The following is a 19,624-nucleotide window of genomic DNA, read 5'->3' as shown; positions in this document are numbered from 1 at the left end:
TAGTTTTTTAAACCCTTAAACAGTTTAACTATGTTACGCCAACATTATCAACACTGCATCGAGGCCTGTAATGCCTGTGCAGTGACGTGCAGTCATTGTGCTATTTCATGTTTAAATGAGGAAGAAATTGGTCATCTTAAAAGGTGTATTCAACTAGATTTGGAATGCGCGGCCATCTGCCGCTCAGCAGCAGAAGTTATGAGCTTAAGAAGTAATTACAGCGAGGAACTATGTAAGATCTGCGCTGAAATTTGTATAGCCTGCGCCGAAGAATGTGAAAAACACGCCGTAATGGGCATGGAACACTGCCGCGAATGTGCTGAGGCCTGCCGAAAATGCGCTGAGGCCTGTGAGGAAATGACCCATGTCATTTAAACTAAAGAGGCCGTCTTTTTGAAGTGTACTCTATAGTGTCCAACTTTTGAGGATAATTTACTTCACCTTTGGAGCGGCCTCCTTTGTATAAGAAAAATAAACTTAGTTAACATAAGTGAATTCTTTCAACTAAGTATATACGATAACCGCTGTTAGCATCAGATTACTTATTTTCAACCAAAAAGGCTAATCAAGAAAAAAGCTGCAAAGAAAATTCTTTTTTTAAATCAAGATTATTATTAACTTTAAATCAGTTATTTAGCTAATAAACATGTGGCTTACATTTGCTAAACAAGCAACCGATGAAGATCTTATAACAGGCATTCAACAAGGCTATCCACAGCGGCAAGTTTGGGAAAATAAGCTTTATTTGAAATTCCGTTATTTGATAAAAGAGGCTGTGTGGAAGCATAAACTACAGGAAGATGAAGCGGCTATGGCCTATTCAGACACAATACTGGCAACCATCAAACATATATATGCAGGCACATTTGAACAACGGAGTTCTTTAAAAACATATGTTTACAATATCTATCGAAATAAATGTATTGACAGTTTGAGGGCAATACAAGCAAATAAAAAAAGAACAGGAAACCAAGAAGAGCTAGATCATTACTTGGAATTGTTACCAGATCGACAACAGGACACGATACGTCAATTGTGTGAAAAATATGAAGTCGCTGCACTAAAAAGGAGAATTCAATTGATGGATGATCGTTGCCGGCAGATTATATCGGCATGGGGAGACGGTTATCATGATAAGGAAATTGCTATAGAGCTAGGCTATCAGTCGGCAGCCGTAGCGAAGACATCCCGGCTTCGTTGCCTGGAAAAGCTAAAGAAGTCGTATCAAACAGTTAAGGACTTAACAATAACGACAAATGGAAGAGCGGATTGAACACTACTTCAATACCAAACTGACGGGAGCAGAAAAGCAACAGTTTGAGTCCGATTTGGCGGCTAATACGGATTTAGCGGACGACACCGCTTTTTACCTACAGGCACGTGTGGCGGCACAACGAGCAGCCCATGAGGATTTATTAAAGAAGAAACATCAACAATGGAGCGCCCTTACTAAGGATTCATCTAAAACTTTGTCGCGAAACAGTTGGATAGGGATCGCTGCAGCGGTATTACTGATTATCCTTTCCATATTCTATTTCAATAACTCCTTTCAGAAAGATTTATCCGTACGCGCTGAAAACTACTTGGCCAACAATCTAAAAGAACTGCCCCTACATTTGAGCGATGAAGAGCAATCTTTACAGGGAGCAATACAGAATTATAATCAGCAAAAATACAAGGAATCGATTGCTTCAGCCGTCATTTACCTTATTCAGCACCCTTCGGATGCTGAAGCGCTAAAAGTGGTTGGTTTAGCACAGTTACAGCTTCAAAAATATGATGAAGCCTTACCCTATTTTCAGCAATTAGCTGCAAAAACACAGCTTTATAGTAATCCGGGGAAATACTACAAAGCGATTACCTATTTGTTGCGCGATCAACCGGGCGATCAAGAAGCAGCCAAAAAACTGTTAAATGAGGTAATCGAAAAGAATCTGGAAGGAAAACAAGAAGCCTTGAAATTATTGCAATAAAGAATATAACCTTAAATCCTAAATTATGAAAAGCCTGACAACTACGCTACCAAATGCTTTAATCCGAAAAAACAGCGAATTTCTGGTTAAAGATCAGATCATCTTTCAGTATTCGGAAGCAATTACTGCCAAACAAGTAAAGGCGCAAGTAAATTACCTGCTAGGAAAAAGGGCATTGAACGCTACTGTGGAGGTGAAAGAATTGAATAAAAATAAACATATTTTTTTAATTGCTGCTCCGGGGGCACATTTATTAGAAGATGAAGTTGCCAATAAGCCAATGGGTTCCAGACCCATTCCACCGCCACCTCCTCCCATTTATCCCGTTTTTATATCCAAAAACACTATAACTATTGAGCAAATCGGATTAAAAAATTTGGTTCTCTTTAAAGCTGATACTATTAGAAATAGATAAAGTGCGCCGGCTGATCTTTATTTTGGTATTCTTATCTGTAACTCTTCATAGTAAATGCCAGACTTCTTTTAACCAAGAAGTTTGGAAGCATTTTCATGAATTAGTAAGTTTACCTTATAAAGATCAAGTAGCTGGTTTTGAAAAACTTAAAAACAAATGTATTCAACAAAAAATAACGAACGATACCACTTACACAAATTTGCTCTTTTTATATGCAGGAGCATTATTTGCTACTAATAATACCAAACAAGCTGTCTCTTTATTAGAGGAAGCCATTGTGATCAGTGTTAGGTATCCAAAAGGAACACCCGTATCTTACTTATCAAAATATCATTTTTATCTGGGATATTATAAAGCTCGACAAGGCCATTTCGAGTTGGCTATTAAGCATTATGACCAAGCGTACAGATTGGGATTAGAGCAACCTAATAAATGGGGAATTCCGGCGCTGGCATGTCAAGCGCTGGCACATTTATACTATGAGAGCCAAGATTACAAAAGAGGATTAGAATATGCGTTAAATGGTATACGCATCGCTAAACAAGCAGGTGATTCCATTAATTTAACTAAAAACATTTACGAGGAGTGCATTAATCTAAACGCTTTGGATAGCGTAAGAGAGGTAGAGTTAAAATTACCTAAGCTACTAGATTTAGCTAAATCATACGCCACCGATTATGAAAAAGGCATTTACTATAAATTAGTTGGCGATATAAATATTAAAAAACAACGTTATAATACTGCACTATTATATTTTTTGAAAGCAGCGAAACTTTATAAAAAAACGGAATACTATGCCGAGCTTGGACCAATATATGTTGATTTGTATTACACTTCGGGATTACTAAATGACAAAGTAAATGCCCAACGCTTTGAGCAATTAGCTTTAACATATAATCGTGATCAATATGCGCTGTCCAGGTTGCAGAATATAAAGGCTTCCCAATGTAAAAAATTAAGACAGTTTGTAAAGGCACAAGAATATCTGCAACAGGCAATAATTTTACTTCCTATAGTGTTTAACCCTACAGATTCTTTTAAAAATCCAACGGCACAACAACTTAAAAATTTATCCCAAAAAGACTATGCTTTTACCCCTCTTTTAGATAAAGCGGAAATACTATCCTTAGATAAAAACAATAAAATACATCTAGATTACGCCCTAAACACTTATCTCCTACTCGACACCTTAGTAGACTATATCCGCTGGCAGCATCAAGGTATGGGCACAAAACTATTTTGGAGAGAAAAATTAAACAGCTTGTATGAGCGGGCCATTGAAACCTGTTTTCATTTAAATGATCTTGAAAAGGCTTTTTACTTTTTAGAAAAAAGCCGGGCAGTTTTGCTGCTCGATCAACTCAACAGTAATGCTGCAAAGAGCTTCTTGTCGAAAGAAGAAGCCGAAAAGGAAGCTGCATTGCGCATGCAAGTAAGTTACTATCAAAATAGTGAAGAAACAAACGAGCGCCTCAACGATTTTCTCCAAGCGCAGGCAACATTGGACGAATACGTAAAGAGTTTAGAACAACGTTATCCTCGTTATTATGAATATAGGTATAATAATCACGTACCAAAACTTTCAGTCGTACGAGCGTATTTGGCACGAGGCCAACAGAGCTTGCTTTCCTATTACGAGGGCAAGAATGGTGTTTATGTCCTTGTTATTAATCCAAAGACTAGTTTGTTAAAAAAGATTGATCTTGATGTATATAATAAACAGGGGCAGCAGTTGACAGCTTTCCTTAGTGATAGGCACTTGCTTAATCAGCAATACCCTGAATATCTAAAAATCTCTAACTACTTTTATCAATTATTATTTGCGCCACTTAAACCCTATTTAACATCCCGCGTAATTATTGCTACTAGCAATGCCATTATTCCTTTTGCAGCATTAAGTGTTTCTGCAAAGCAAGCGGACTATTTGGTAAATCACTATGCGTTCAGCTATACCTATTCGGCAAGGGTCCTAATAAATAATTCGGGGCGGTCCTCCGCAAAAAATGAGGGTATTTACTTTTTGGGTGTTGCACCGGTACATTTCCCCTATAAAAGCAGCTTAGCCAGCTTGTCTACATCGGAAAATGCCTTAAACGCCAATCGGAAATTGTTTTACTCTACTTCGCTTTTAACTAATGAAGAAGCAAGGAAATCAAGTTTTGAAAACCAATGGCCACAGGCTAAAGTGGTACAATTGATCAGTCATGCTTATGCCGACCAAAAGTCTGCCGAACCAGCCATTTACTTGGCTGATAGCAGTTTGTCGTTGAAAGATATTAGTCAACAACAAGTACGAACACAGTTACTCATGCTTTCCGCCTGCCGCACCGGCATAGGCAAAGCCTATAAAGGCGAAGGCGTGTTTAGTCTATCCCGAGGTTTCATGGGCACTGGTGTACCAAGCATTTTCAGCACGCTGTGGGATATAAATGATCAAGACGCCTATATCTTTTCCCATAAAATCCTAAGCAAGGCCAGTAAACAAATACCATTAGATATTGCCCTGCAAAAAACGCAACAAGAATGGCTTCGCAAAGCCGATCGGAGCAGCTTGCTTCCTAATGCTTGGGCAGGTATTATCTTATTAGGATCTAGTAATGCTTTGCCTGAAGAACCACACAATAATAGATGGTTCCTTTATACTGCTGCCATTTTTCTGCTATTAGGAGGAATTTGGTTCGCTCTGCGCTCAATCCGCCACAGCTTGGGACATCGCAAGTTTTAGATCGGCAATTAAATCATGCTGATCTTCAATGCCCACCGACAGTCTTAATAGGTTATCCTTAATACCAAGCTCCAACCGATCACGCGCTAACATCGATTTATGCGAGGTTTCAGCCGGTGAGCAGATGAGACTCTCTACTCCACCTAAACTTAAAGCCGGGCGAATGAGCGAAAGACTTTTTAAGAATTTATAAATCCTATCTGCCTCCATGTTAAGTTCGAAAGACAGCATGCCACCAAAACCGTCCATTTGGTCCAACGCAAGTTGATGGTCATGATGTGAGGTAAGTCCAGGATAATACACTTGATCAACGAGTGTGTGACCATTCAAATATTCCGCAATTTTCAATGCATTCTGATTCTGTTGCTGAATACGGATGGCGAGTGTTTTCAGGCTGCGTTCAGCAAGGTAGCATTGATAAGGAGATAAAGACCCACCGTACATTTTAGCAGTAGACAGCACAGAAGCTTCAAGTGTATCATTTCCAGAGGCCAATGCTCCATAAGGGAGATCATTGTGACCGCCAAGATATTTGGTGCCACTGTGTACCACGATATCTATACCCAATGATAGTGGCCGTTGATTAATCGGTGAAGAAAAAGTATTATCAACAACCGTTATGATCCCATGTTTACGTGCAAAAGCTGCAATCTCTTTTAATGGAACAAGGCGCAATAAAGGATTTGAAGGAGTCTCCAAATAAATCAGTTTAGTATTCGGCCTTATCAGCTCTTTAAAACTATCAAATGAATTATTCGCATAATCAAAAGAGATGGTCCTTTTTGGAAGCTCTTCTTCGGCAAATCGCCAAGTACCGCCATATAAGTCCCTCGAAAAAATGACATGTTCGTGCTGTTTTACCATTGATAGGATTGCCGTGCTGATCGCAGCCATTCCGGAACTAAATGCCAACCCCCAATTCCCTTCCTCCAGCTTAGCAATTATTTTTGCAAGCCTTTTCTGATTATAAGTAGAATAAAAGCCCGGATATTGCAGCTCTTCCTGGTCCAAATAGTTATAAGCTGTTGTTGGATGAACAGCTACAGTGGCTGCATTTTCATCACGCTGATTATTATCAAACGGATGGATACATAATGTCTTAAAGTTTTTCATCAATATAATTTTTATTTCAAAATCAATAAATCAAGCTCCTAATTATATTTCATCAACGGTATATAATTTCTTGCCATTGGTTGTTAAGATAAGCTTTTTGTTCCTTCAATAAAAGAGCTATCTAACAACACGGAGCTTGATCTATCAGAACCTGTACGTTCAATATTTCTAATGAAATGACATGCTAGTTGCCATGCAATTGCAATGATGCAGGGCCAAATTCTTCAAAGTGAATGGTACTTTTATCGACCCCCTTAGCTGTGAGAAATTCAAAGTGTTTTCTAATAAAAGTAGCCGGACCACATATGTAATACTTTGTCTTTGCCTGCAATATCGTTTCATCCAATAGATCTAAATTCACCCATCCTTCGTGTATATTTGAATCAGTTGAATCTGACTCCAGCACATCATAAAAAATATGGCTATTGAGTTGATTACTTTTTTCTGACCAAGCAGCTATTGTTTCTTTAAATGCATGTACATGTTCGCCTCTACAGCCGTGTATCCACGTTATAGGCTGCTGATGTTCTTGTTTTATTAAAGTCTCCAACATAGAAACCAAAGGAGTCTGTCCTACCCCACCACTTATAAATACAACGGGGGTATCTACCGTCACATTTAGTACAAAATTTCCTGCAGGCGCCGAAACATCTATTACATCACCCACCTTTATGGTATCATGCAACCTATTACTGATAATACCATCAGGATGTACACTTCCTTTTTCTTTTTTTACAGAAATGCGATAATAGGTTCCATTAGGCGTATTAGAAAGACTGTATTGCCTTGGTTGCAACAAATTTAGTTCCGGAAGGAATAATCGCACGCTAATGTACTGCCCAGGTGTGAAATCTGCAACCGCTCCGCCATCAGTTGGATATAAATAAAAAGATGTTATCTCTGCAGACTCTTCTGTCTTATCCTTCACTAAGAAAGGACGCCATCCGGTCCACCCGCCAGTCTTTTTTACCTGATTACTGTACAATGAAGCTTCATGTCCTGACATTAGCTGTGCTAATTGACTATAAGCGGCCGACCATGCGTCTAGAATTTCGGGTAAAGCGGCGTCTCCAAGCACCTCTGCAATAGACGCTATTAAATGTTTGCCCACTATCTGATAATGTTCCGGTCTGATATCAAGACTCGTGTGTTTATGTCCAATACTATCCACTACTGGAAATAATGCAGAAGGATTTTCGATATTTTCTGCATAGGCAAGAACGGCCATTGCTAAAGCAGTCTGTTGTTTTTTATTTTGCTGATTGCCCATGTTGAACATATTTTTCAACTCGGGATTATGGGAAAACATGCGATTATAAAAATGAGTAGTCAATAAAACGCCATGTTCTTTTAAAATGGGAACGGTTGCCTTAATGAGATCTTTCTGTTCTGTTTTCATTGCTATTATTGTTTAAAATGTATGTATGTTATTTAAATATATTAATACCTTTTTATCTTTTATTATTATAAAAAAATCAGCTCTTTTTCAGGCTAATCAAACCGTTACCTAGCTCCTTATTGAACTGTCCAATCGTAGTAATGGTTAACATATGAGTAATCTGATTACGCACCTTCTTAAACTCATGGTGCAGTGGGCAGGGATTGGTTTCAGAACAATGTGCAAGCCCCATTCCACAGCCATTGAAAATCTCATCTCCATCAACGGCTGTTACAATATCGGCCAAGGGCCTGTTCAATGCTTCACCCTCTATATAAAAGCCGCCGTTAGGCCCTTTTACGGAACTGATCAGTCCTTTTCTACTCAGGTCTTGTAATATTTTAGCTAAAAAATACTCAGGCGAATCTATTTTTGATGCAATTTCTTTTATGCCAACCCTGTTGCCAGAAATGGTACTGCTCGCAATGTAAAACACTGCCCTCATCGCATACTCGCAGGTTTTGGAAAAAACGCCCATGATAAAAATCAATAAAGAGGATGTTTATGCACTTCAAAAAAGTAAATGCCCACCACTCTACACATTCAATATATAAGCAAATATATAAAAGATAAACAATAAAAGACTTTTTTATCTTAATTTATTTATCAACGCCAATAGACCATTTGAATGAGAAAATGCACAACATGATTTTAGCGTTTGCAACTACGTATTGGATTCAGTTAGATTAGCGCATTAAACAGCATAATTATCATATCTAAATTAAAATAAAATTAAAAACAGGTTAAAATAAGGCAAGATTAAGATAAAATCCGACAACAAACAGCAACAACAGAACGATAAATTTGATTAAAACTTTTCAAAAAATTAAAGAACATCAACCCAATTCAACAAAAAACTAAACAACATGAAAAAAAGAACCATTACTCTTTTGGTTTCTAGTTTTTTCTTATCTACTGTCCTCTACGCACAAACTGTTTTGCGTGGAACGGTTGTAGATAAAGAAAAAAAACCAATCCCAGGGGTTTCGATCACCCTAGAAAATGGCAAAGGCACCTCTACAGGGCCTAATGGAGAGTTCTCCATTACTTACGATGGGCCTAGCCTACTTAACGTATCCGCTATCGGGTATGAAAAACAACAGCTTCCGATTTCTAAGCAAACAACGCTGCAAATCGTTTTGAGTGATAATGCTGAATCGCTTGATGAAGTGGTGGTAACGGCCTTGGGTATATCCAGGGAACGGAAATCCCTAGGATATGCACTTCAAGAAGTGAAATCTGAAGACCTCACAAAAGCAGGACAACTAAGCGTCACGGGATCCCTTTCTGGGAAAGTGGCAGGCGTTCAAGTGAATCAGTTTGGTGGAACCGTAGGCGCTTCTTCGCGTATTTCGATCCGCGGGAACTCGTCATTGAAATCCGATCAACAACCACTTATCGTAGTAGATGGGGTGCCGATTAACGGTGATAGTCAGCGTTCAGGGGATAATACCTATAAAGGCGTCGATTATGGTTCGGGTTTAAATGATATCAATCCAGAAGATATCGAAACGATAACAGTATTAAAGGGAGGTTCCGCGGCACTCTATGGTATGCGTGCTGGAAATGGTGTTATTTTAATTACCACCAAATCTGGAAAAAATGCCAATAATGGAGTAAGTATAGCTTATGACGGCAATTTCACTATAGATCGAGCTTACACTTACCCAAAACTACAAAATTTATATGGACAAGGGCATGATGGTGATGAATATCATTATGGACTGGATGAAGACGGTTTAAGCTATCAGGATTATGCCGCTCAAAAGAGCTTTAGGTATGTGGATGGTACTGGAAATGATGAAAACAGTGTCAATGATGGTTTTGATGAATCTTGGGGCCCTCGTCTGGATATGGGCTTAAAATTACCCCAGTTTGATAGTCCGGTAATTGATGGGGTGCGTCAGGCAACCGACTGGATTTCGCATCCAAATAATGTGAGGGAATTTTTGCGTACCGGCTATTCGATGAATCATAATGTATCATTACTTTCCCGTACGGATAAATCAAGTACTCGTGTATCAATGTCGTACAGAGACCAGCAAGGTACTGTTCCAAATACGGACCAACGAAGGTACGGTCTACAATTGAATAATAACACAAACATTAGCGATAAGGTTTCTTATGACGTGATGGGAAATTATTCAAGAACCGAGAGTGATAATTTATTAAACCAAGGTTACGATGGAAATAACCCAATCAATGGGTTCATTTGGTCCGGTCGTCAGGTTGATATGGCCAGCTTAAAAGCCAACTGGGATCAGCGGGATGAAAAAGGCGATTATACCTATTATAATTGGAATCAAAGTTACCATATCAATCCTTTTTTTAATGTATATAAAAATACTAATAGCTTCCAGCGAGATCGTTTTTTTGGAAAAACATCGATGTATTATCAACCTTTTGAATTTTTAAAATTCGAAGGTAGAATGGGTTTTGATTACTACGGGTCAAAAGCATTGGAAAAGAATTATTATAATACCTCTTATCGGGAGGGAATGTTCAGAGACATTAAACAGGATAACACGGAGTTAAACCTTGATTTTATTACATCTTTCAATAAACAGCTAAAGGATTTCAGCGTATTTGCTATGGCAGGGGTCAACTATCGAGACGCAAAATGGTCAAGAACAATGCAGGGGGCCGACGCATTAACGGTGTTGGGAGTCTATACCATTGCTAATAAAAAAGGAGATGCCATTACCGAAATGGATCACACCCACGTCCGGTCCAATTCTGTGTATGCTTCAGGATCTTTGGGATGGAGAGATCAACTATACTTAGACGCCAGCCTGCGTAATGATTGGAGTTCAACTGTTAAAGACGATTTTTTCTATCCTTCGATTAGTTTAAGTTGGTTACCAACAACAAGTTTCCCGAGTTTAAGCGGAACAGCTTTATCCTTTTGGAAATTACGGGCTAGCTGGGCTGAGATAGGTGCTGGAACGGACGCTTATCAGAATCAGTTGTATTATTATGCCCAAACCAATTCTTTTGGTGGTGTAGCGCAGATGTACAAAAGTATGACCTATCCAAACAGAAATTTAACGCCCGAGAACACTGCTACTTGGGAGGTAGGAACGGAACTAGGTTTTTTAAATAATCGCTTACACGCAGATTTCACCTACTACTACAAAAAAACAACGGATCAGATTTTGAGTGTGAGTACTTCCAATGTTGTAGGGTTTAATAGGATGGTTTTAAACGCCGGCGAGATACAAAACAAGGGTGTTGAGATAATGGTGTATGGTGATATTATTAAAAAAGAGACTGGTTTAAATTGGCGAAGCACAGTCAATTTCGCCAAAAATCAAAGTAAAGTAATCGAGCTGTATCCACAATTAGGTGTTAACGATTATCAAATTGGCTGGACTTGGGGTATTGCTACAATGGCTAGAGCCGGTGAACCCTGGGGAATGTTGGTTGGTCCTGGATATGATCGCGTGGAGGACGGTCCAATGGCAGGTGCCATCAAAGTAACTTCCGATGGTTTAGTCAGAAGTAAAGCAAGTCAGAATTTGGGAAATATCAATCCAGACTTCTTACTAAGCTGGCGTAACGATTTTACCGTTAAAGACTTTTCTTTCGGCTTTATGCTGGATATGCGTAAAGGAGGCGATATCTGGTCGCAAACCATGAGCCATAGCTATGTAGCGGGAACTGCAGAAATTACCGCTGAAAACGGTGTACGCGAACGGGCAATCGTTGCCGGTGTAGATGTAATGCCTGAAGAACGCTTTGCCATGCAAGCAGCAGACGGCTCCTGGGTAGAAAACACCATCGCTACGGATGCTCAAACTTGGTATGAATCTGGCGGCATTGACCAAATGTATGTGTTTGATGGATCCTTTTTAAAGTTAAGAGAAGCATCTATTACTTACACGGTTCCACAGAAATATCTACAACGCTTTAAAGGTATTAAACGAGCTAATATATCACTCATTGGATCAAATTTGGCCTTACTCTGGGTACATAAATCAAATACCATGCGCCTTGATCCTGAAACAGGAGGTGTGTCGAGCGATAGTCGCGGTGTAGGCTTTGAACAGGCGTCTGTACCTACATCCCGTAGTTTTGGATTGAAGTTAGGGGTTACATTTTAATAAAGAAAATCATGAAAATAAAAAATAGATTGATGACAATAGCTATTGTTGCTTTATTTGCAGCGATAAGTGGATGCTCCAGGACTTTTGACGAAGTTAACACGGATCCAGATGCACTACCGGACGTACCGCCAACAAATATGTTAGCAAACGTCTTACGGAATTCCGGAGAACAATTTGGAGGTGATATTGATGGGTATGGCACTTTTGCCGGGTATATCGTTAAGATACAGTATTTGGATTATATGGGCGGACTTGTACCTACCAACAATACTTATGGTAATCGTTGGTATGCGTGTTATTATAACAACACACAATTAAAGGATCTGCTGGCCAAAACGGAAGAAGCTGCGGACGCCTACAAAAACATTCGTTTGGTTGCCCGATTATGGCAATGCTATATGTGGCAGTATTTAATAGATGGCTGGCGTGATGTGCCCTATTCAGAAGCACTTCAGGGAGGGGAAGAAGAGGGTGGAATACTAAAAGCAAAATACGACAAACAAGAAGATATTTATCCTGCAGTGATGACTAGTTTAAAAACGATTGCCGATGAAATGGCAGCTGGTTTCGGCACCGATGAAGTTGGAGAAGGAGATTTCATTTATCGGGGCGACATGGAGAAATGGCAGCGTTTTTGCAATTCGCTACGACTTCGGATGGCCATCCATATAGCTGGTGTTTCTCCCGAAATGGCCAAAAGCACGATCGAAGAAATTTGCACCCAGCCTGATAAATATCCCGTAATTACTTCGAATGCAGAGAATTGCTACCTATATTGGCCTGGTGCGGCACCTTATTATGAACCATGGTATGAAACAGGATATACAGGAGATTCACGTGTAAACAATTTTGGTATGGCCGATATCTTTATTGATCATCTAAAAGAAATGGAAGATCCCCGTATCGCCAGTGTGGCCAATACTGCGTCAGATGGCGAATATCGTGGTTATCAGAATGGTGCAAAAACCCCTCCACCAGTATTAACCCGTATTTCTTATATAGGAGATCGATATATGAATAATGCTGCGGGCTTTACACCCTTCTTTAAATCCTGCGAAAGTTATTATATCATGGCAGAAGCGGCGATGTTAGGGTATTCCGTTGGTATCAGTGCGCAAGAGGCATACGAAAAAGCCGTACGATTATCCATGGAAGATAACGGCATTAACCAAACCGCCACTGATGCCTATCTGGCTGGAAAAGGTAAATGGGATAATACAAAAGAGCGTATCTGGTGGGACGAGTGGGTAGCACTTTTCAAAGATAATTTCGAGGCTTGGGCGTTATATCGTCGAACAGGCATACCTTCAACAAACTACCCTTCATTGAATTCTATATATGGGGATGCCCACAATGATCAGCCTTTCCGGCTCCCCTATCCGAACAATGAATATCTATTCAATAAAGAAAATCTAGATGTACCGTTAACCAATGTAAAAGATTATGTTTGGGGCCAACAAATGTGGTGGGATACCAGAACAGGTGTTAACTAATATTGACAACAAAACATTACCTGATTAATATAAAGAACCTGTATCATGATTATCATACAGGTTCTTTGTTTTTATTCCTTTCTACCACTGAAAGATTTTTCAAGGGCATATTTATTGTATTCCATGTAAAACAATAGGATGAAGAACAACAGCCCATATATTAACTGGAAAGCAACAGCTTCCCAGTTTTCAATAAGACAGGATCCAAATATTAATGTACAAATAACCGCAGAGCCCAAGATATAGGCTACCCTCGTGTGCCAACCAATAATGAGCAGTATACCCAACAGTAATTCTACAAAGGGTAATACCGAAGCAAACCAATATGCAAATATCTCTGGCATGAGTGAGGTGTTAAACAAGCCGATCATCCAACTACGGAATGCCGGGATTTTTGACAATCGAACAATACCATGTCCCAAAAAACTGATGCCTATACCTAACCTTAAAAATAGATAGGCCAATGCTTTATTATTTTCCATCTAAAACTTTATTACAATTTTTCCAATCGTTTTTCCGCTTTCCAATTGCTGGTGTGCTCTTTTGAAATTATCAACTGTGAAGCCCGAAAGCGTTTCTTTCAACGTTGTTTTCAATGTACCGTCACCGAGTAGCTCCGCTACTTTATTTAAAATATAGTGCTGTTCAATTAGATCGTCTGTTTGAAAAGTCGAACGGGTATACATCAGTTCCCAAGAGAAACTTGCACTCTTATTCTTAAGCTTATTGAGCATCACCGGTGTGGAAGATCCTGTAATGGAGGCAATGTGTCCCTGTGGTTTGATCAATTCTACCATGCTATCCCAATATAAATTAGTATCAACAAAATCAAGTATAAAATCTACATACCGAAAACCAGCCTTACGTATTTCATTTAATAGATCTTTATGATTAACCACATAATCTGCACCCTGTTGCTCGCACCACGCTACACTTTCTGGTCTTGATGCTGTAGTAATCACGGTAAGACCCGCTACTTTTTTGGCAATCTGTATGGCGATTGATCCGACGCCGCCAGCTCCCCCAATTATCAAAATGGATTTTCCTCTGTCTTTCTCATTGATTCGAAGACGATCGAACATAATCTCCCAAGCAGTAAGTACCGTAAGTGGCATAGCAGCAGCTTCTTCGATACTTAACGGTTTTGGTTTTTCACCAACAATACGCTCGTCAATAAGCTGGTATTCGGCATCGCTTCCCGATCGTGTAATGTCACCAGCATAATATACTTCATCGCCTATCTTAAACAAACTAACTTCCTCTCCCACTGCTTCCACCACCCCTACAGCATCCCATCCGATAATCTTCGGAGATGCTAAAACCATATCTTTAGCACTGTTTTGACGTATTTTAAAATCGACGGGATTCACAGAAACCGCAGCGATCTTTACTAAAAGATCCCGGCCGGCGGGTATTGGTTTTGCTGTTTCAAATTCGATAAAGCTGTCGTTATCAGTTATGGGTAATGAAGTTTTAAATCCTATTGCTTTCATAATAAATTCTCCTTTATCTAATAAAATGTGATATGGCAAACATGTTCATGATGTACCATTCATCTAAAATCATTTAAACAAAATTATGACTAACACACGATAAAGTATGGTATCATTTCATTGTATGTTTGTAAAAATATATTGTTTACAATGGAAAGATTCAATAGCTATCATTCATTAAATATATTCCGGTACCATAGCGATACCTGGGAATTTACTAAACATAATCACAATTTTTACGAACTAATTTTTGTAGAGCAAGGTAGTGGTAACCATATACTGAATGATGCATTGATTCCATACAGTCCGGGAGATGTGTTTTTGCTACGGCCAGAAGATGCTCATTCTTTTGAAATAGCGGCGCCCTCTCAATTCATATTTATGAAGTTCACAGAACAATTATTCATAGAGAAGCTCGAAGGAAGCAAAACAGCCAAGTGGCTCAATATTGTCAAAACATTACTACAAGCTCCCTCTATGGCGAATGGAGACCTAATAACAGATAATAGCGACAGAGAGAAGTTGAAGAACTTATTACAAATCCTATTATCTGAATTTTCTAATAAATGTTCATATAGCCGTGAACTGCTACTTGAACTTTTTGGTGCAGTAATGATGATGATTGCCAAAGCGCAAGCTACCACACAATTTGGCGAGCAATGTCCCATTAACACGGAATTAGACAAACTAAGTCAGATTCTAAGTTATACACGACTTCATGCCTTGGATGCAGAAAAAATGCGCGTGGAGCATATTGCTAAACACTTTGCGATGTCAGCCAATTATATCAGTATCTATGTAAAAAAGCATAGCGGTTTATCCATACAACAACATATTATCCAAACGAAGCTGAAAGTGGCAGATCAATTATTAAAAAATGGCAGGTATAACGTGAATGAGATAGCTAGCAGATTAGGTTTCACGGACGCTAGCCATTTTAATAAAATATATAAAAAGTATAATGGCACCAGTCCGAAATCAGTACAGCGTATTGGATAATTTCATTGTTATTTAAGGTACCTTAACAACTGTAGTGTCGCTAGCTAACGTAGGTACACGGTATCCCCCGGTATCAAGCGAGCTATTAGGAAACACGGTCTTCAAAGATGTCAGTCCCTGTTTATCGACACCCGTTTTATAAAGATAAATACTTTTTAGGTTCTTAAAATCCTTTAATTGGGCTATACCCTGTGCACTCACCTTCGTTTCAACCAAATTAAGCAAAGTCAATTGTTTTAAGTCTTTCAAGTGAGCGAGTCCCTTATCTGTAATAGCCGTTCCTCTCAAATTAAGCTGCAGTAAATTTTTAAGTGATGATAATGTTTTCATACCCTCATCGTTTAGAGATGTATAAGCTAGTTCTAGATAAACTAATTGTTTATCTAATTTTTTAAGTTCATCCAGTAAAGCGGGTGTCACATCTGTTGTAACGAAATTTACCGATAGATAATTACTTGTTTGATGTATGGGCAGCACCACAACGCCGGCATCTTTCAATTTTTTCAAGGCTTCAGTTGCTGCTGCTTCCACTTCTTTATCCAGCAGGCTGCTTTTTGTTTCCTTTGGTTTAACGGCACCCGACTGGAAAAGAGGAAGTATGGCGCTCATTTCCGGCGTCGGCTTCAGATCCATAACAGTTTTATGGGTATCAGCACCTTGATTGACCCACCATTTCAACAGTGCAATTTCTTCTTGACTAAGCTGTGGCTTCTCCTTCGGCGGCATATGATCATCATTATCTAAAGGCAATAACAGGCGCTTAATAAGCTCACTCTCATCGGCCTTCCCTTCCACAAGTGACGGTCCTCCCTCTCCGCCTTTTATCATGAAATCCTTACTATCTAACCGAAGTTTACCTTTTTGCTTCTCGGCGCCATGGCAGCTATAGCATCGATTCTTAAGCAAGGGTTCAACGAGCTGCGGGTATGCTTTTGCTTGTTGTATATTGGCCACAGGAGGTATGGCCACGCCGCTGGAAACGTCTGCTGTCAAGGCTGTGAACAGATAATCCGAACCATGGGTAAGTGATCCTCCGTAATGCCCTGTAATCGTGATACTAATTAGTACCACCACAGTCAGCAAACGCAAAAGCAGCTCATTTACACGAAGTGTTAGCAGTACATAAAGCAACAGAGCCACCATGGCGACGCCAATGCCCAACCACTGGTGTAAACCTACCAGTTTTGCATCATAATCACTCGTTTGCGAGAGCAAATAGCCACTAATACAAGATACAATGGCTCCAATCGCACCCAATAAATAGGTAATACGAACAGCTGGGTAGAGAAAAGCGTATCTATTGCTTGCGCTCAGTAAATGAAATAGCCCACCAAGCACCAATATACCGATTGGCAAGTGCACAAGAACCGGATGAAAATGCCCTAAGAATTGTGAAATTTTAAGAAGCTGCATCTGCCTATTGGTATCTTTTTCGAAGTAATTGCATCATATAAACATTGATTGCCCATTGATCGGCCAAGGGTTGCCGCGTATAGGGTAAGGTAGGTAGGTAATCTGGAGGTCCAAATTCGGCGAGCATGGTCATGGGTTCGCCGCTCTGTTTCTTTCGCGCTACAATTTGGTCCCACCAATGAAGATGCGCTTCTAGCGTACGTTTCCATTCAGGCGCCCGTGGATCATTCACTTGCGGGCCTTCGGCATGTCCAATACGAGTATGAATATGGTCTGCTCGGGCGAGTGCCAGCTTAACCGTCTCCTCCTGGTCTTCCAGTAAACTTTCATGCACTACGCACCAATGCGAAATATCTAATGTAAGACGCAAATCGGGATGCTTTTCGATAAATTGTCGTGCAACAGGAGCAGCAAACAACATGCGACCGCGATGGGTTTCGTGATAGATCGGAATCTTTGTTTCTTTCGACTTTTTCACGGTGTAGTCAATAAAGGCTGCGTTTTCAGCGAAGGTAAAATAATCCTTACCCGAATGGCAGTTAATATAAAGCGGCCTTTGATAAGTGTTGCTGGAGGCAGCATCAATTTGTTGGACAAAACCGGTCAGGTGTCGTTCAGCATCGGAACCGGCACCACCGCACATTAGGCCGACCTGTAATCCGTGTTGCTCAAGCGCTGAAAATAAAGCCTTTTGAGCGTCGATATTACCGGGCCACCATACTTCGATGCCGTCGTAACCATCTTTCTTTGCCGCCGCACAAAAAGCTTCAACACTTCCTTGAAAACCCCAATCTGTGGCCATAAAGGTAAGCGAATAACCAACACTTGAGAGGATCGGCATATGTAAATCAGTTAAAAGGCTTTCCATAGGTAAAAATAAGCCGGCAGTTGCCGCCTTTAAGAAATGTCGTCGGTTATGCGCCATCTTAGGTTCTCATTTAATTTTGTTAAGCAATAATATCATGGATTACCTTCCCAAATACATCCGTTAATCGGAAAGGCCTGCCTTGAAAGTCGTAAGTAAATTTTTCATGATTAAAACCCAACTGGTTTAAAATAGTTGCTTGAATATCGAAGGCCTCCACCTTCCCGCTAACGGCACTATAGCCAATTTCATCCGTTTCACCATAGGTAAAGCCTTTTTTTATACCACCACCGGCCATCCACATCGTAAATGCTTCTGTATGGTGATCACGGCCATTATAAGGACTTTTCACCCCGTTTCTGTTTTCCAACATGGGTGTCCTCCCAAATTCACCTCCCCAAACAACTAAGGTGTCTTCCAGAAGTCCACGTTGCTTTAGATCGAGTAACAGGGCAGTAATAGGCTTATCGGTACTACGGCATTTATTCTTTAGACCAATATTCAACGAATTCTGCGGTCCATCGCCGTGCGCGTCCCACCCCCAATCAAAAAGCTGCACAAAACGAACCCCCTTCTCCACAAGTTTGCGGGCCAGCAATACATTATTGGCAAAGCAAGCTTTTCCGGGCTGCGTTCCATACATATCATGAATATATTGCGGTTCGTTATCAATATTCATCACCTCAGGTGCTGCTACCTGCATGCGAAAAGCCATTTCATATTGCGATATCCGCGAGAGGATCTCCGGGTCATTATAATAAGCATATTCCTGCTCATTAGCTGCATTGATCGCATCAATGGTCGCTTTTCGTAAATCCCGTTCCATGCCATTTGGATCTTTTATGAATAGTACAGGATCTCCTTCACTCCTACATTGAACACCTTGGTAAACAGAAGGCAAGAAACCACTGCCCCAAATACTTTTCCCTGCGTCCGGAAAACTACCACCACTGGTAAGCACCACAAAACCAGGCAAATTCTGATTTTCGGTTCCCAAGCCGTAGGTGACCCAACTACCCATACTTGGCTTGCCTAGACGTGCGCTACCCGTATGCATGAGTAATTGGGCAGGCGCATGATTAAACTGGTCTGTTGTTACCGCCTTTAGAAAGGTTACCTCGTCCACCATCGTCGAAAAGTGAGGAAGGTTATCACTTACCCAGGCCCTACTTTGGCCATGTTGAGCAAACTTCGCTTGCGGCCCCAGCATTTTCGGAACACCGGTGATAAAAGCAAACTTCTTTCCTTTCAATAGCGACTCCGGACAATCCTGTCCGCTCATCTTCTCCAGCTCCGGTTTGTAATCAAACAGTTCCAACTGCGAGGGGGCGCCCGCCATGTGTAAGTAAATCACACTTTTAGCCTTTCCCAAAAAGGGAGGTGACTTAGGTAAAAGTGGATGTGCCGGATCGAATACAATCTGTTTCGGTTCATTCGGCTTAGAACCACAGCTTCCCAACAATGATCCAAAAGCAAGTGCGCCCAATCCCATTGCACTTTCCTTCAAAAAGTGGCGGCGTGTATAGGCATTCAATTGGGTATGGTTCGCTTCTTTCATCAAGCGTCGTAAATTCAGTTCTTCTCGGGTCAT

At 40.3% G+C, this 19,624-nt stretch carries 16 protein-coding genes; 8 read left to right on the top strand and 8 right to left on the bottom strand.

What is annotated here, in order from left to right:
* Positions 1–30: 30 nt before the first annotated feature.
* The 5 genes from BMY50_RS28660 to BMY50_RS01705 all read left to right on the top strand — a co-directional run bounded on the left by BMY50_RS28660 (position 31) and on the right by BMY50_RS01705 (position 5,113).
* Complete coding sequence (locus BMY50_RS28660; RefSeq protein WP_093317451.1) at positions 31–375, top strand: four-helix bundle copper-binding protein; 345 nt, start codon at positions 31–33, stop codon at positions 373–375.
* Positions 376–646: 271 nt separating this feature from the next.
* Complete coding sequence (locus tag BMY50_RS01720; protein ID WP_093317444.1) at positions 647–1,273, top strand: RNA polymerase sigma factor; 627 nt, start codon at positions 647–649, stop codon at positions 1,271–1,273.
* Positions 1,257–1,973 (top strand): tetratricopeptide repeat protein, encoded by a 717-nt coding sequence (locus tag BMY50_RS01715; RefSeq protein WP_093317438.1) that lies wholly within the window; start codon positions 1,257–1,259, stop codon positions 1,971–1,973. Before BMY50_RS01720 ends, BMY50_RS01715 begins: the two co-directional genes overlap by 17 nt.
* Before the next feature lie 25 nt (positions 1,974–1,998).
* The gene (locus BMY50_RS01710) at positions 1,999–2,388 is read left to right on the top strand and encodes a hypothetical protein (protein WP_093317435.1); all 390 of its coding nucleotides are present in this window, start codon (positions 1,999–2,001) and stop codon (positions 2,386–2,388) included.
* A 1-nt stretch (position 2,389) separates the two neighbouring features.
* Positions 2,390–5,113, top strand: coding sequence for a CHAT domain-containing protein (locus BMY50_RS01705; protein WP_093317432.1), 2,724 nt, complete (start codon positions 2,390–2,392; stop codon positions 5,111–5,113).
* On the opposite strand, the gene BMY50_RS01700 is transcribed toward BMY50_RS01705, so the two are convergent.
* From BMY50_RS01700 to BMY50_RS01690, 3 genes are all read right to left on the bottom strand, one after another.
* The gene (locus BMY50_RS01700) at positions 5,078–6,226 is read right to left on the bottom strand and encodes a trans-sulfuration enzyme family protein (RefSeq protein ID WP_093317427.1); all 1,149 of its coding nucleotides are present in this window, start codon (positions 6,224–6,226) and stop codon (positions 5,078–5,080) included. The two genes, BMY50_RS01705 and BMY50_RS01700, sit on opposite strands and share 36 nt — an antisense overlap.
* Before the next feature lie 184 nt (positions 6,227–6,410).
* Complete coding sequence (hmpA, locus tag BMY50_RS01695) at positions 6,411–7,625, bottom strand: NO-inducible flavohemoprotein (RefSeq protein ID WP_093317423.1); 1,215 nt, start codon at positions 7,623–7,625, stop codon at positions 6,411–6,413.
* A gap of 76 nt (positions 7,626–7,701) precedes the next feature.
* Entirely contained in the window at positions 7,702–8,142 is a 441-nt protein-coding gene (locus tag BMY50_RS01690) for an RrF2 family transcriptional regulator (protein WP_093317420.1), read from the bottom strand.
* A 388-nt stretch (positions 8,143–8,530) separates the two neighbouring features.
* Between BMY50_RS01690 and BMY50_RS01685 the strand changes: the two genes are divergently transcribed.
* Positions 8,531–11,767 (top strand): SusC/RagA family TonB-linked outer membrane protein, encoded by a 3,237-nt coding sequence (locus BMY50_RS01685; protein ID WP_093317416.1) that lies wholly within the window; start codon positions 8,531–8,533, stop codon positions 11,765–11,767.
* An 11-nt stretch (positions 11,768–11,778) separates the two neighbouring features.
* Positions 11,779–13,263 carry a SusD/RagB family nutrient-binding outer membrane lipoprotein gene (locus tag BMY50_RS01680; protein WP_093317413.1) on the top strand — a complete coding sequence of 495 codons (1,485 nt, stop codon included), beginning with the start codon at positions 11,779–11,781 and terminating at the stop codon, positions 13,261–13,263.
* A gap of 71 nt (positions 13,264–13,334) precedes the next feature.
* Here the strand turns inward: BMY50_RS01680 and BMY50_RS01675 are convergent, their stop codons facing one another.
* Both BMY50_RS01675 and BMY50_RS01670 read right to left on the bottom strand, forming a co-directional pair.
* Positions 13,335–13,745 carry a DoxX family membrane protein gene (locus BMY50_RS01675; protein ID WP_093317410.1) on the bottom strand — a complete coding sequence of 137 codons (411 nt, stop codon included), beginning with the start codon at positions 13,743–13,745 and terminating at the stop codon, positions 13,335–13,337.
* On the bottom strand, positions 13,746–14,756 hold the full coding sequence (locus BMY50_RS01670; protein ID WP_093317407.1) for a zinc-binding alcohol dehydrogenase family protein: 1,011 nt from the start codon (positions 14,754–14,756) through the stop codon (positions 13,746–13,748).
* A 150-nt stretch (positions 14,757–14,906) separates the two neighbouring features.
* Between BMY50_RS01670 and BMY50_RS01665 the strand changes: the two genes are divergently transcribed.
* On the top strand, positions 14,907–15,755 hold the full coding sequence (locus BMY50_RS01665) for a helix-turn-helix domain-containing protein (RefSeq protein ID WP_093317404.1): 849 nt from the start codon (positions 14,907–14,909) through the stop codon (positions 15,753–15,755).
* A gap of 12 nt (positions 15,756–15,767) precedes the next feature.
* Here the strand turns inward: BMY50_RS01665 and BMY50_RS01660 are convergent, their stop codons facing one another.
* From BMY50_RS01660 to BMY50_RS01650, 3 genes are read right to left on the bottom strand one after another with little or no spacing between them, the layout of a single operon-like run.
* Complete coding sequence (locus tag BMY50_RS01660) at positions 15,768–17,168, bottom strand: c-type cytochrome domain-containing protein (protein WP_093317401.1); 1,401 nt, start codon at positions 17,166–17,168, stop codon at positions 15,768–15,770.
* Positions 17,169–17,172: 4 nt separating this feature from the next.
* Positions 17,173–18,093: a sugar phosphate isomerase/epimerase family protein gene (locus tag BMY50_RS01655; protein ID WP_093317399.1), complete on the bottom strand. Its 921-nt coding sequence runs from the start codon at positions 18,091–18,093 to the stop codon at positions 17,173–17,175.
* A 22-nt stretch (positions 18,094–18,115) separates the two neighbouring features.
* Positions 18,116–19,624, bottom strand: a complete 1,509-nt coding sequence (locus tag BMY50_RS01650; RefSeq protein ID WP_093317391.1) for a DUF1501 domain-containing protein — start codon at positions 19,622–19,624, stop codon at positions 18,116–18,118.

The organism is Olivibacter domesticus (assembly GCF_900109575.1).
GTDB lineage: Bacteria > Bacteroidota > Bacteroidia > Sphingobacteriales > Sphingobacteriaceae > Olivibacter > Olivibacter domesticus.
Note: the sequence above shows the minus strand (reverse complement) of the source record. Positions and strands in the feature narration are given on the sequence as shown.